Raw genomic sequence first — 13,598 nt, forward strand, 5'->3', positions numbered from 1 at the left:
TGACGTGATCAGTTTCCGAGCAGACCGCCGACGACGTTGCCGGTGCCGTCGAGGACACCGCCGACCACGTTGCCCGTGCCGTCCAGAACCTTGCCGACCCCGCCACCGACACCGTCGACCACTGCACCCGCGCCTTCACCCGCGCCTTGCAATGCGTCGCCGACCCCGCTGCCATCGGGTTGCGGCGCGGGCTGGGGTGCAGGTTGCGGTGCGGGCGCGGGCGGCACCACCGGCGCGGCGGTGGGCGCCGGTGCGGGCGCTGTGCCGGCCGGTGCGGGCGCTGGGGCCGGGGCACCGTCCGTTGCGGTCACCGGTGTGCCGGGATTCGCAGGTGCGTCCGGTGTGGCGACCGCGTCCGCAGTCGTGGCAGCGCGTGTGATTCCCGCAGGCACTGCAGTCGCGGACAGGCCGGGGTCGCCGACAGCGACACCGGACGCCGGATCGAGGGCCGGAATGGACCCCGAAGAGGGAGTGCGAGTGGTGCTGGTCGTTGCCGCGTCACCCAGCAGGTTGTTGGTCCCGCTGTCGCCTCCGGTCGCGAGTGTGCCGATCGCGAGCCCGCCACCGGCGAGCAACACGATTGCTGCGGCCGCGGCTCCGATGACGGTGGCCCTGCGGGCCTGCGATCGCACCGGTTCGTTCGGCGCCGGATCGAACACAGCGGGCCGATGCACCCCGCTTGCCGGCATCGCAGCAAGAGCGACAGTATCGGCATCGACGTCCGTTACGGGCGCAGCTTCGGGCACGGGGGCCGGAATCGTGGCTGCGGCGACGAGTGCTGCACCGTGCGCAGCGGTGAACGCGGGCTGTGAGGACGCGACCACCGGAAGGCCGAGCCGGGACGAGACAAGTTCCGCGACAAGGGGAATCGACGCTCCACCGCCGGTGAGCAACACACGGCCCACGTCGGACATGTCGATGCCCGCGGCGCGCAGGGCGTCGTGCAGCGTGTCGAGTGACGCCTCGAGCGGTCCGCGCGCGAGCTCCTCGAACTCGTCGCGCACCACGCGCACGCTCTGCCGGATGCCGGGCAGGTCGATCGCGACGGTGGTCTCGGTGTCGGACGAGAGCGACTCCTTCGCGGCGCGGCAGTTCCAGCGCAGACCGTGCAGAGCTTCCACCGTTGCCGGTGCGAGCAGATCGGCGTCGGATACCGCGCCACGCACCTGATCGAGTACGTGGGAGGTGAGCGCGTGATCCAGCAGATCGCCGGACACCTCGGTGCTCGACACCGGGCGCCCCAGGAGCACAGGATCGGTACCGCCCCGGAGTACCGCGACGTCGAGGGTGCAGGCACCGAGGTCGTACACGAGGGTCACATCGTCATCGGCGAGTGCCTCGCGGGAGCCGTCGAGCCACCGCACGGCCGCAACCGGCTCAGTGACGAGGACTGCGTCCACTCCCGCGCGGACGAGAGCGGCCTCCAGAGCAGCCACCGAGTGTTCGGACCACGCAGCCGGATACGCCAGCGTCGTCGCCGGCGTCGGTGCAGACGGATCCACCGCGTCGTGCAGCAGGCACGCGACCGCGGTTGCGGTGAGGTCTTCGCCCAGGTAGGACTCGCCGTCATCGGTGAGGATGCCGACGGGATCGCCGACACGTGCCGTGAACCCGGTCAGGGCCCGCGCCCCGGGGCTGGTGACGCGACCGAGATGCGGGACGCCGTCGGCCGGCAGATGCAGTTCCGTCGAGCGGACCAGCACGGCCGGTGCCCGGTTTCCGGCCGGCCCGTGCGCGGTGAGCGCCACCGAGTTCGCCGACCCCACCGTGACGCCGAGTCCTGATGCCATGCACATACTCCTGATCCGGGCGGATGCTTCCTCCGACGTGGGTGCAGGGGACCTGCACGTCTCTCGGCTCCTATGTCGTTCGCCGCGCCGATGTCGTTAGCGGCGTCCCCACAGAGCGGGGGCGAATCCCCTAATGCCCCCCATCCCCTAACCGCCCGATCGCCGAAGGTGGGGGGCGAAGACCCCTTGGGAGCCGGGGGCGGGGGTTCGTAGCGTCGAAGGCAGTTTCGACAACCCAGGAGAGATGCGATGTCCAATGCAGTGCTCGACTTCATCCTCGATCTGTTCCGCGACAAGGACGAACTCGCTCGTTACTGCGCGAACCCGGAGGCTGTGCTCGCCGAGGCAGGACTGATCGACGTCTGCCACGCCGACATCGTCGCGGTCGCGCCCCTCGTCGCCGACACCGGACTGTTCGCCGGGTCGACGGCGGACCTGACCGCCGCGCTGAACGGTGCCGTAGGGGCCGGGGGTGCGCTGGTGACGTCGGCGGGCCTGGCGGGTAGCGGCGCGCTGGGGCTCGGCGGAGCCGCCGGCCTCGGCGCGAGCCTCGGTGCCGGACTCTCCGGGGGTGCCGGTGCCGAGGTGGGCGCAGGCACAGGCCTCGACGTGGATCTGTCGAGCTCCCTCGGCGCGGCCCTCGAAATCGGCGGTGAGTTCGGTGCGTCCCTCGGCGCCGCGCTCGGCGGCGCCCTCGGGGCAGGCGCCGGGCTCGACCTCGGCGCAGATCTCGGCTTCGACGTCGGAACCGCAATCACCACGGGACTCGGTCTCGGTGCGGGTGCTGCCGCTGACCTCGGTGCGACGCTCGACGCGGCCATCGAGGCGGCCGGCGGTCTCGGCGCCGACCTCGGCGCAACCCTCGAAGCTGCGTTCGGTGTCGGTGGTGCGCTCGGTGCCGATCTCGGCGTGACGCTCGGCGGACTCCTCGACGCCGCGATCAGCGTGGGCGGTGAATTCTCGGCAGGGCTCGACGGCGCACTCGCCGGCGGTGCGGAACTGGGCACCGCCCTCGGTGTCGGCCTCGGCGGTGCGCTCGGCGCCGGTGCCGAACTCAGCGGCGTCCTCGGCGGTGCCGTGGATTCGGTGCTCGGTGCCGGACTCGAACTCGACGCGGGGACCGGCCTCGTCGCCGGCCTGGGCGCGTCGTTGTCCGCATTGCTCGGCGCAGGAGGCGAGACAGCCGGCGACCTGGGTGCTGCGCTCGGCGCCGTGATCGAAAGCGGTGCCGACGGCGGGCTTCTGGGCGGCGTGGACCTCGGCGGGCTCCTCTCCGGCACCGGGGAGACGGACGTCGACCTCGGCACGGTCGTCGGGGGTGTCCTCGGCGGCACGCTCGGCCTCGAGACGTCGGCTACGACGGAGCTGTCCGCGGCGCTGGGCGGTGCTCTCGGCGCCGCAGCAGATGCACAGGCAGACCTCGGCGGCGACCTGTCGGCAGTGCTCGGTTCGACGTTCGCTGCCGGCGGTGAGGCCGGAGCTCACCTCGGCGCGCAGCTCGGCGGTGCACTCGAGACCGGAGGCGTGTCGTTCGAATCGAGCGGCGACCTCGCGACCGGGATCGCGACCACGATCGGCAGCAGCCTCGGTGCGGGAGCCGACGCGACCGGGCAGCTCGGCTACGCCCTCGACGGCGCACTCGACGCGGGCGCAGATCTCGCGGCCGGCGTCGGCGGTGACGTCACGGTCGGCATCGACGGGGGGCTCGGCACAGGTGTGGGTCTGGGAACAGATCTCGCAGGTGGGCTCGGTACCGCGGTGGAGGGAGCCTTCGACGCCGGTGCAGTAGCCGGTGCGGAGCTCGGTGGTGATCTGGGCGCAGGTCTGAGCGGGGGGATCGGTACCGCGGTCGAGGGCTCAGCGGATGCGGGTGCGAACCTCGGAGGCGACCTGTCCGCCGGACTCGAGTCGGCCACCGACTTCGGCGGCACCGCCACCGGGGCGCTCGACGGCGCCGCGAACGCATGGTCGTCGCTCGATGGCGACGTGTTCGGCGCGGCAGAAGGAGCCGGTGGCCTGTTCGGAACCGGCGACCTCACGGCCGACGGAGGCCTCGGCGGTGGCCTGTTCGGAACCGTCGGCGCCGACCCGGCAGAGCCGGCCGCCGGGGACGCGACCGTGCTGGACGACCCGATGCCCTGATCCGCCTCCTGGCTCCGGCCATAATGGCCGGAGCCGGCCCCCCGACAGAAGGCGGTGCGACGCCCCACCATGCCACTCCCATCAACAGACGCCGCTGCGCGCCGCGCGGCGCTCGTCGATCTCATCGACGAGGCGCTTGCATCAGCCCGAGCCGCCGGTCGCTCCGACCTCGACGCCCGGCTCACCGCCGCCCGGACCCGCGTCACCGACCAGAGGTTGCGTGTCGTCGTGGTAGGCCCGCTCAACCAGGGCAAGAGCCGGTTCGTCAATGCGCTGCTGGGACTCGACGTGTGCTCCGTCGGGGACGACGAGACCACCGCGGTACCGACGCTCGTGCAGCACGCAGTCAGGCCTCGCGCCGAACTGGTGCTCGCGGGGGACGGGCCCGAGCGCGTCGAAATCCCACTCGACGATCTTGCGCGCGTCACACCGGCCACCCCGCATGCCGACGGGCGCACCGTACAGCGACTCGAGGTGAGTGCACCCAGCCCCCTGCTGGCGGACGGGCTGGTATTCGTCGACACCCCCGGCGTGGGTGGTCCCGGAAACCCGCACACCGCAGCCACATTGACATTGCTTGCGAGTGCCGATGCGGTGTTCGTCGTCTCCGACGCCAGCCAGGAGTTCACCGCCCCGGAAATGTCGTTCCTGCGTCAGGTGCACACGCTGTGCCCGGCGTCGGCGGTGCTGCTCACCAAGACCGACCTGTACCCGCACTGGCGTCGGATCCTCGACGCCGACCGGACGCATCTGCAGGACGAGAGCCTCGATGTGCCACTGGTGCCGGTGTCGTCGCTGTTGCGCGAGTACGCGCTCCGCACCGACGACGCGTCGCTGCAGGCGGAATCCGGATTCGCGGCGGTGTACGACTTTCTGCGCGAACGCGTGGTCGAACGCAACGCCGACGTGGCGCGGATGTCGGTCGCGCGCGACGTGCGGATCGTCGTCGAACATCTGGCGCTCGGTGTGCACAGTGAACTCACCGCTCTCCGCGATCCCGCGGCCGGTGCTGCGGCCGTCGAGGATCTTCAGCGCGCCAAGTCCGTTGCGGAGACGTTGCGGACGCGCGCCGCGCGGTGGCAGATCACTCTCGCCGACGGGATCGCCGACCTGGCCGCGGACGTCGACCACGACCTACGCGACCGGCTACGCAGCGTGACCCGTGTGGCCGAGAAGTCCGTCGACGACTGCGATCCGGGCCGCGAATGGCCAAGACTCGGTCAGTGGCTCGGCGAGCAGGTCGCCGAATCGGTGGGCGACAACTTCGTGTGGGCGCACGAACGTGCCCTGGCGCTGGCCGACACCGTCGCCGAGCACTTCACGCTCGACGACGCCCAACTGCCGTCGCTGCACCTCGGCGACCTGTCCGAGCTGCTCGAGCCCGTCGACGATCTGTCCGATCTGGAGTCGGGACGTATCGGTGTCGGGCAGAAAGTGCTCGTCGGGATGAAGGGGTCGTACGGTGGTGTGCTCATGTTCGGACTGGTGACCACGCTGATGGGGATGGCGCTCGTCAACCCGATCTCGGTCGGGGCGGGCGTCGTATTGGGCACCAAGGCATATCGTGACGACAGGCAGGCTCGTGTCGCCAAGCGGCGGGCCGACGCGAAGGTCGCGATCCGGAAGTTCACCGACGACGTCAGCTTCCAGGTGGGGAAGGAATCGAAAGATCGATTGCGGGCCATCCAGCGGCAGTTGCGCGATCACTTCACGGACATCGCCGACCAGACCCTCCGATCGTTGTCGGAATCGATGAAGGCCGCGCAGGACGCCGCGAATATCGAACAGCAGGAACGAAACCGGCGCATCATCGACCTCGACCGCCAGGTGACCCAGCTGGCCGGCCTGCGCGACCGCATGGCCCGATTCGCCGGGATCGAGTCGTGAGCGCGGCTCTCGAGCGCGCCCGCCGCCTCGTCGCAACCGCCCGCGAACGGTACGGTGCGGATCCGGTGGTGGCCGAGTCGATCGCAGCGTGTGCGCACCGGCTCGACCAGCCGCTGCGCGTGGCGCTCGCCGGGTCTCTGAAGGCAGGCAAGTCCACGCTCCTCAATGCGCTTGTCGGACAGGACATCGCCCCGACCGACGCAACCGAATGCACACGCGTCGTCACGTGGTATCGGAACGGGTCCACGCCGGCGGTGTCCGCCTGGTACGACGGCGGCCGGAAGCTCGCCGTGCCCGTGCAACGGCACGATCGTCGGCTCACATTCGATCTCGGTCCGCTCACGGCCGACCGCGTCGACCGAATCGATGTCGAATGGCCTGCCAGCGCGCTCGCACACACCACGCTCGTCGATACCCCGGGCACGTCGTCGCTGTCTCGGGACGTGTCGGCCCGCACCCTGGCGTTGCTGACCCCCGACGACGCCGCGTCCGGGGCCGACGCGGTGGTCTATCTGATGCGAACCCTCGGCGCCGCCGACGTCGAGTTCCTCGACCGGATCGGGCGGCATGTGGGAGGCGAATCCGGACCGCTCGGTGTCATCGGAGTGGTGTCCCGCGCCGACGAGGTGGGGGCGGGACGCGCCGACGCCATGGTCTCGGCCCGAGATGTCGCGTCGCGACTCACGGGCGAGCTCGAACGAACGGGATTGTGTCAGGCGGTCGTTCCCGTTGCCGGCCTGCTGGCACTGGCCGCGCGCACGCTCCGTCAGTCCGAGTTCGTGGCGTTCGAGGCGCTCGCGCAGGTACCGGGGGAGCAGCTGCAGATCGCGATGCTCTCCGCCGACCGCTTCTCACGGTCCGACATCGAGCTCCCTGTCGATCCTGCGATGCGCGCACAGCTCGCCGACCGGTTCGGGCTCTTCGGGATCCGGATGGCCGTCGCCCTCGTCCAGCTCGGGGTCTGCGATTCGTCGTCGCTCGCTGCCGAACTCGTGGCACGCAGCGGCCTCGACGAACTGCGCCAAGTGATCGACGTGCAGTTCGGTCAGCGGGCAGACCAGCTCAAGGCGCACTCGGCACTGCTCGCACTCGACAAGGTGGTGCGCACGCGCGGCGACCGGGAGTTGCTCGCGGCAGTGCAGCGGGAACTCGCCGACGGGCACGGCTTCGCCGAGTTGCGGCTGCTCGGCCGGTTGCGCTCGGCGCAGGTGTCGCTGGCCGACGATGAACTCGCCGCCCTGCAACGCCTGATCGGTGGTTTCGGGATCGAGGCGACGCAGCGGCTCGGTCTGCCCGGCGACGCGCCGCTCACCCAGGTTCGCGATGTCGGTGTCGCCGCGGTGCGGTGGTGGCGTGAGCGCGCCGAGCATCCGCTCCTCGACCCACTGACCGCCCGGGCGGCGACGGTGGCGGCGCGCAGCGCGGAGGGGATCGTCACCGCGCTCCGCTCGTGAACGCGCCCGCGTCGCAGAATTCGTCGACTTGATCCTCACGTAACGTGAGGTCCTAGCGTCGATCGTGCCGGCGCAGACAGTGCCGGTGGAAGTGGGTGAACGATGCGAACCACCGAGACATGGAAGGTGGGACCGCTCGCGTCGGCGACGGGCCTGACCGTGCGGACACTGCATCACTGGGACGAGATCGGACTGGTGTGTCCGTCGGGGCGGACGACGTCGGGGCATCGCCTGTACGAGGCGGACGATGTGCAGCGGCTCTACCAAGTGCTGGCGTTGCGTCAACTCGGTTTGTCGCTCGACTCCATCGCCGCGGTCACCGACGGAGACACGTCACTGTCGGAGATCCTCGATGCGCACCGTGCGTATCTGGACGAGCAACTCACCGCGACACGCACCTTGCGCGCGCACGTCGAGATGCTCTCCCGGAGAGTGCGGACGTCGCCGGACGCCTCGGTGGCCGACTTCCTCGAAGTGATCAAAGGAGTGACCGACGTGGATGACACAGTGAAACGCTATTTCAGCGAATCTCAGCTCGCAGACCTGGCCGAGCGTCGCGCAGAGTTGGGTGAGGACACGATTGCGGCGGCGGAATCGTCGTGGCAGGAGCTCATTCCACGCGTGAATGCCGCGCTGAGCGCCGGCATGGATCCGGAGGCGCCCGAAGCCCAGGAGATGGCGGCGCAGTGGATGGGGCTGCTCGAACAGTTCCACGGCGGTGACGAGGGACTGCGCGACGGCATGTACCGCATGCACACCGACAACGCGCAGCGGATCGAGCAGGAGTTCTGCGGGCCGAGTCCCGAGCAGATCGAGTTCATCACGAAGGCGAACGAGGCTCGGTCGGCGTAGAACTCGGTCGGTGTAGAAGCGGAGCAACGGACAGATACAACCTTTGCGAGGGTCTGTATCTGTCCGTTGTTCTTGTAACTACCGTCGACGTGCTCTGGCGGCTGCGTCGTCCAAGCGTGTGCGCACCGCGTCGAACTCGAACAACTCCCGCCATGTCCACCGCACCACCTCGTAGCCGAGCGACCGGATCGCGTCCTCCCGGAGTTTCTCGCGGTGGATGGCCTCCGCGGTCGCGCCGGGCGCGTCGGCGCCGTACTTGCCGCGCCCGTCGAACTCTCCGACCACGCCCGGGTCCTTCCAGAAGAAGTCGGGCCGGGCGACGAACACTCCGGAGCCGGTTCGGAGTTCCTGCTGAAATGCGGGAGCAGGGAGACCTGCGGTGTGGATCCGGAGCCGGCTGAGTGATTCGCCAGGGCTCTCGCTGCGGCCGTCGAGGAATTCCACGGCTCGACGGGCCTTCGCGATCCCTTGCCGCGCTCGTCCCGCGGCCACTGTCTCGGGCAACGACAATGCGGCGTCCGGGTGCATCCGCAGCGCGGAGTCTCCGGTGATCACCGCTTGGTCGACCGGCAGGGTCCGTGCCAGGTCGACGACCGTTCGCGCGACGGAGGTCAGGGGACGCCGTCGACGTGGCAGATCTCGTCGGGCAGTAGTGGCGTGGTGCGGATATGCCGGGTGCCGCGATGGCTTCCGCCGGAGGCGCGGTCGCGGGTGAGGTGAATGCACGTCAGATCGATGTCCCACAAGTCGAATCCGTGTAGGACGGCAGCCGAGACGTGGCTGATGGCTTCGTCGTCGGAGAAGGTGCCCCGAAGCACTGACAGGCGAGCGCGGTGTTGCGCGACGGGATCGAGGTCGGTGGCGGCGTCGACGTAGATGCCGCGTGCGATGCGCTTCAGTGATCCGTTGCGCAGCGCGTGCCGGATCTCGTCGGCGGTGGTGCCGGTTGCCAATAGATCGGATCGGAGTGTCAACAGTGGTTCGGTCATGCCGGTCAGCGTCGCGGCACACTGCGACGAGATCGGGAAGGATCTGTGCCCGGACGCAGGATCTGTGGACAACCGGGACGCCTGTGGACAAGCACCGTTACAACGCTTTCGGGCAGATACCGCGTTTCGTAGCCGGTGTGGTTGCCCATTTCGGTTGCAACCGTAAGTGATTTAGGTCACATTCGGAACATTCTTCCGATACCTGCCGTTGGACCCATCAGACAACTTGAGCGTATGTCACTCAACTTGCTTGACTTGCAGGGTCCTGTGGGTGCAAAGTCGAGTCGACCGCGCTCAGTGTGAGTCGGACAGGCTCAGGTTGAGCAAGGAACATTCTCGAAAGCATTTGGAGGAAATCATGGCTCGTGCGGTCGGTATCGACCTCGGGACCACCAACTCGGTCGTCTCCGTCCTGGAGGGCGGCGAACCCGTCGTGGTCGCAAACGCTGAAGGTTCACGCACCACCCCGTCGGTTGTTGCGTTCGCCAAGAACGGCGAAGTTCTGGTGGGTCAGCCCGCCAAGAATCAGGCGGTCACCAACGTCGACCGCACGATCCGCTCGGTCAAGCGCCACGTCGGCACCGACTGGAACGTTGCGATCGACGACAAGAAGTACACCTCGCAGGAGATCAGCGCTCGCACGCTGATGAAGCTCAAGCGCGACGCCGAGGCCTACCTGGGCGAGGACATCACCGACGCGGTCATCACGGTCCCCGCGTACTTCAACGACTCCCAGCGTCAGGCGACGAAGGAAGCCGGCACCATCGCCGGCCTCAACGTCCTGCGCATCGTCAACGAGCCCACCGCGGCCGCGCTCGCATACGGCCTCGACAAGGGTGAGAAAGAACAGACCATCCTCGTCTTCGACCTCGGTGGCGGCACGTTCGACGTGTCCCTCCTCGAGATCGGCGACGGAGTCGTCGAGGTGCGTGCCACCTCCGGCGACAACCACCTCGGTGGCGACGACTGGGACGAGCGCATCGTGACCTGGCTCGTCGACAAGTTCAAGTCGCAGCACGGCGTAGACCTCACCAAGGACAAGATGGCTCTGCAGCGTCTGCGTGAGGCCGCGGAGAAGGCGAAGATCGAGCTGTCGAGCTCGCAGTCGACGTCCATCAACCTGCCGTACATCACGGTCGACGCGGACAAGAACCCGCTCTTCCTCGACGAGCAGCTGACCCGCTCGGAGTTCCAGAAGATCACCAACGATCTCCTCGAGCGCACCCGAGCACCGTTCCAGCAGGTCGTCAAGGACGCAGGCATCGCGGTCGGCGACATCGACCACGTCGTGCTCGTCGGTGGTTCCACCCGTATGCCTGCCGTCACCGATCTGGTGCGCGAGCTCACCGGTGGCCGCGAGCCCAACAAGGGCGTCAACCCCGACGAGGTCGTCGCTGTGGGCGCAGCCCTGCAGGCCGGCGTGCTCAAGGGTGAGGTCAAGGACGTCCTGCTGCTCGATGTCACCCCGCTGTCGCTGGGTATCGAGACCAAGGGTGGCGTGATGACCAAGCTCATCGAGCGCAACACCACGATCCCGACCAAGCGGTCCGAGACCTTCACCACGGCCGACGACAACCAGCCGTCCGTGCAGATCCAGGTCTTCCAGGGCGAGCGCGAAATCGCAGCGCACAACAAGCTGCTCGGTTCGTTCGAGCTCGGCGGAATCGCACCGGCTCCGCGCGGTGTCCCGCAGATCGAGGTGACCTTCGATATCGACGCCAACGGCATCGTGCACGTCACCGCCCGCGACAAGGGCACCGGCAAGGAGAACACGATCAAGATCCAGGACGGCTCCGGCCTGTCCCAGGAGGAGATCGACCGGATGGTCAAGGACGCCGAGGCTCACGCCGAGGAAGACAAGACCCGTCGCGAGGAGGCCGAGGTTCGCAACCAGGCCGAGTCGCTCGTGCACCAGACCGAGAAGTTCATCAAGGACAACGAGGACAAGGTGCCGGCCGACGTCAAGGAGAAGGTCGAGGCTGCCATCAAGGAAGCCAACGACGCTCTCGCCGGGTCCGACATCGCCGCGGTGAAGTCTGCCGTCGAGAAGCTCGCGACCGAGTCGCAGGCTCTCGGCCAGGCCATCTACGAGTCGCAGGGCGCCGAAGGTGCGGCAGCCGGTGACGGCGCAGCCGCCGGTGCCGACGACGTCGTCGACGCCGAGGTTGTCGACGAGCCCAACGACACGGAGAAGAAGTGACTTCGGGTACCCCCGAGCAGGAGCCGGTCACCGTCACCGACAAGCGACGGATCGACCCGGAGACCTTCGAGGTTCGCGACACCGAACCTCTCGAAGGCGACGTGGTCGAGCCTGCTCCTGCCTCGGAGGGCGACGCAGAAGCGGCCGCCGAGGAGGCTGCGGAGAAGCCGGAATCGGACGAACTCGCCGAGCGCACTGCGGATCTGCAGCGCGTCACGGCCGAGTACGCCAACTACCGGCGTCGGTCCGATGCCCAGCGCGCCGCAGTGGTGGAGGAAGCCAAGGCCTCGGTCGCGGCGAAGTTCCTCGACGTGCTCGACGATCTCGACCGTGCGCGAGCACACGGAGATCTAGAGTCGGGCCCGCTCAAGGCGATGTCCGACAAGTTGACCACGGTGTTCGACTCGCTGGGGCTGGCCGGATTCGGAGTCGAAGGTGACCCCTTCGACCCCGAACTCCACGAAGCGGTCCAGATGGAGGGCGACGGTAACCATCCCGTTCTCGGGGCGGTCCTGCGCAAGGGCTACCGCTACAACGAGCGGATCCTGCGACACGCGATGGTCACCGTGACCGACGGAGATCCGTCGGACACACCGCAAGATAAGTCGTCGGACGAGTCCGGCGCAGAGTAAGAACAACAACAACGGAAGGAGGAGGCGCCCAGTGAGCCAACGGGAGTGGATCGAGAAGGACTTCTACAAGGATCTGGGCGTTTCCTCGTCCGCATCGGCCGACGAGATCAAGAAGGCCTACCGCAAGCTGGCACGGGACCTGCATCCCGACGCCAACCCCGGCGACTCTGCCGCAGAGGAACGCTTCAAGGCGGTCAGCGAAGCCAACGCCGTGCTGTCCGACCCTGCCAAGCGCAAGGAGTACGACGAGACCCGTCGCCTGTTCGCTTCCGGCGGCGTACCCGGAGGCGGTGGATTCCAGCCAGGCGGCGGGGGATTCTCCGGTAGCAGCACCTTCGACCTCGGCGACCTGTTCGGTGGGGGCGCAGCCGGCGACGGCGGCCTCGGCGACCTGTTCGGGGGCGTGTTCAACCGTGGTGGGGGCGCCGGTGGCGCTACCCGGTCGCGTCCGCGTCGCGGCAGCGACGTCGAGACAGAAACCACACTCGACTTCCGTGACGCAGTGCTAGGCGTCACGGTTCCCCTGCGCATGACCAGCCCCGCGCCGTGCACCACGTGTCATGGCAGCGGCGCCGAACCGGGCACCAGCCCGCGGGTCTGCCCACGCTGCAACGGAAGCGGCATCATCTCGCGCAACCAGGGCGCGTTCGGGTTCTCGGAGCCGTGCGACGACTGCCGTGGTAGCGGCTCGATCATCGACAGCCCGTGCCACGACTGTCACGGATCCGGAGTGCAGAACCGCACTCGGACCATCACCGTCCGTGTCCCCGCGGGCGTGAAGGACGGCTCGAAGATCCGGCTCGCCGGGCAGGGTGAGGCCGGACTGCGCGGCGCGCCGTCGGGCGACCTGTTCGTCACGGTGCACGTGCGCTCCGACAAGATCTTCGGTCGCGAAGGCGACGACCTGACCCTCGTACTTCCCGTCAGCTACGGCGAACTCGTGTTGGGCGGCACCGTGTCCGTGCCGACACTGGAAGGCCGTGTCGGGCTGAAGATTCCGCCGGGCACCGCCGACGGCCGGGTCATGCGCGTCCGTGGCCGCGGTGTCGCGAAACGCGGCGGCGGCGCGGGCGATCTGCTGGTGACCCTCAAGGTGGCGATCCCACAGAACCTCGACGACAAGGCGACCGAGGCGCTGCGTACATATCTTCAGGCCGAAGAGGCCAGTGGATTCGATCCACGTGAAGGATGGGCAGGTGCACGATGAACGAGATGCCAGGCTTCCGCAACGCGCCCGACCCGGATGCACGTGTCTACGTCATCTCGGTCGCGGCCGAACTCGCAGGGATGCACGCGCAGACGCTGCGTAACTACGACCGGCTCGGACTGGTGACCCCGCACCGCACCAGTGGTGGCGGTCGCCGGTACTCGCCGCGCGACGTCGAACTGCTCCGCGAGGTCCAGCGGTTGTCCCAGGACGAGGGTGTCAGTCTCGCCGGTATCAAGCGGATCATCGAACTGACCAACCAGGTCGAGGCCCTGCAGCAGCGGGTCTCGGAGATGTCGCTGGAGATCGCTCAGCTGCGCTCCGCCCGACGCGAACTGGTTCCGATTCCGCGCAGCAATGCGCTGGTGGTGTGGAAACCGCGCGGCCAACGCGACCGCTGATCCGCATACCCTCCCGATCAGCGGAATCCCACGAACGGAGAGCC

At 68.5% G+C, this 13,598-nt stretch carries 11 protein-coding genes; 8 read left to right on the forward strand and 3 right to left on the reverse strand.

The features are described 5' to 3' along the window. Nucleotides 1-8 precede the first annotated feature (8 nt). Nucleotides 9-1,790 carry an Hsp70 family protein gene (locus ACZ46K_RS11265; protein ID WP_464748265.1) on the reverse strand — a complete coding sequence of 594 codons (1,782 nt, stop codon included), beginning with the start codon at nucleotides 1,788-1,790 and terminating at the stop codon, nucleotides 9-11. A 249-nt stretch (nucleotides 1,791-2,039) separates the two neighbouring features. Here ACZ46K_RS11265 and ACZ46K_RS11270 point away from each other — a divergent pair, with 249 nt between their 5' ends. The 4 genes from ACZ46K_RS11270 (at nucleotide 2,040) to ACZ46K_RS11285 (ending at nucleotide 8,125) form a co-directional block, all read left to right on the forward strand. Further along, nucleotides 2,040-3,932, forward strand: a complete 1,893-nt coding sequence (locus tag ACZ46K_RS11270) for an IniB N-terminal domain-containing protein (RefSeq protein WP_464748267.1) — start codon at nucleotides 2,040-2,042, stop codon at nucleotides 3,930-3,932. 69 nt (nucleotides 3,933-4,001) lie between these two features. Next, a complete protein-coding gene (locus tag ACZ46K_RS11275) occupies nucleotides 4,002-5,819 on the forward strand; it encodes a dynamin family protein (protein ID WP_464748269.1) in 1,818 nt (605 codons plus the stop codon). Next, nucleotides 5,816-7,273: a dynamin family protein gene (locus ACZ46K_RS11280; protein WP_464748271.1), complete on the forward strand. Its 1,458-nt coding sequence runs from the start codon at nucleotides 5,816-5,818 to the stop codon at nucleotides 7,271-7,273. Before ACZ46K_RS11275 ends, ACZ46K_RS11280 begins: the two co-directional genes overlap by 4 nt. Before the next feature lie 102 nt (nucleotides 7,274-7,375). Then, a complete protein-coding gene (locus ACZ46K_RS11285) occupies nucleotides 7,376-8,125 on the forward strand; it encodes a MerR family transcriptional regulator (RefSeq protein WP_464748273.1) in 750 nt (249 codons plus the stop codon). Nucleotides 8,126-8,203: 78 nt separating this feature from the next. Here ACZ46K_RS11285 and ACZ46K_RS11290 read toward each other — a convergent pair whose 3' ends face one another. Together ACZ46K_RS11290 and ACZ46K_RS11295 are read right to left on the reverse strand one after the other, a co-directional pair. Further along, the gene (locus ACZ46K_RS11290; RefSeq protein ID WP_464748275.1) at nucleotides 8,204-8,680 is read right to left on the reverse strand and encodes a hypothetical protein; all 477 of its coding nucleotides are present in this window, start codon (nucleotides 8,678-8,680) and stop codon (nucleotides 8,204-8,206) included. Between the two features lie 56 nt (nucleotides 8,681-8,736). Continuing rightward, a complete protein-coding gene (locus tag ACZ46K_RS11295) occupies nucleotides 8,737-9,114 on the reverse strand; it encodes a hypothetical protein (protein ID WP_464748277.1) in 378 nt (125 codons plus the stop codon). 358 nt (nucleotides 9,115-9,472) lie between these two features. Here ACZ46K_RS11295 and dnaK point away from each other — a divergent pair, with 358 nt between their 5' ends. From dnaK to ACZ46K_RS11315, 4 genes are read left to right on the forward strand one after another with little or no spacing between them, the layout of a single operon-like run. After that, nucleotides 9,473-11,314, forward strand: a complete 1,842-nt coding sequence (dnaK, locus tag ACZ46K_RS11300; RefSeq protein ID WP_464748280.1) for a molecular chaperone DnaK — start codon at nucleotides 9,473-9,475, stop codon at nucleotides 11,312-11,314. After that, nucleotides 11,311-11,946 (forward strand): nucleotide exchange factor GrpE, encoded by a 636-nt coding sequence (grpE, locus tag ACZ46K_RS11305; RefSeq protein WP_054805597.1) that lies wholly within the window; start codon nucleotides 11,311-11,313, stop codon nucleotides 11,944-11,946. Before dnaK ends, grpE begins: the two co-directional genes overlap by 4 nt. A 31-nt stretch (nucleotides 11,947-11,977) precedes the next feature. Further along, entirely contained in the window at nucleotides 11,978-13,153 is a 1,176-nt protein-coding gene (dnaJ, locus tag ACZ46K_RS11310) for a molecular chaperone DnaJ (RefSeq protein WP_464748282.1), read from the forward strand. After that, a complete protein-coding gene (locus ACZ46K_RS11315) occupies nucleotides 13,150-13,554 on the forward strand; it encodes a heat shock protein transcriptional repressor HspR (protein ID WP_054805596.1) in 405 nt (134 codons plus the stop codon). The genes dnaJ and ACZ46K_RS11315 overlap by 4 nt, the downstream gene beginning before the upstream one ends. The last annotated feature ends 44 nt before the right edge of the window (nucleotides 13,555-13,598 follow it).

The sequence above is a fragment of the Rhodococcus sp. JCM 9793 genome (assembly GCF_055380405.1).

Coding starts and splice junctions, on each gene's coding strand:
- ACZ46K_RS11265 (WP_464748265.1), bottom strand. CDS start 1,790: ATGGCATCAGGACTCGGCGTCACGGTGGGGTCGGCGAACTCGGTGGCG.
- ACZ46K_RS11270 (WP_464748267.1), top strand. CDS start 2,040: ATGTCCAATGCAGTGCTCGACTTCATCCTCGATCTGTTCCGCGACAAG.
- ACZ46K_RS11295 (WP_464748277.1), bottom strand. CDS start 9,114: ATGACCGAACCACTGTTGACACTCCGATCCGATCTATTGGCAACCGGC.
- ACZ46K_RS11275 (WP_464748269.1), top strand. CDS start 4,002: ATGCCACTCCCATCAACAGACGCCGCTGCGCGCCGCGCGGCGCTCGTC.
- dnaK (WP_464748280.1), top strand. CDS start 9,473: ATGGCTCGTGCGGTCGGTATCGACCTCGGGACCACCAACTCGGTCGTC.
- ACZ46K_RS11285 (WP_464748273.1), top strand. CDS start 7,376: ATGCGAACCACCGAGACATGGAAGGTGGGACCGCTCGCGTCGGCGACG.
- ACZ46K_RS11315 (WP_054805596.1), top strand. CDS start 13,150: ATGAACGAGATGCCAGGCTTCCGCAACGCGCCCGACCCGGATGCACGT.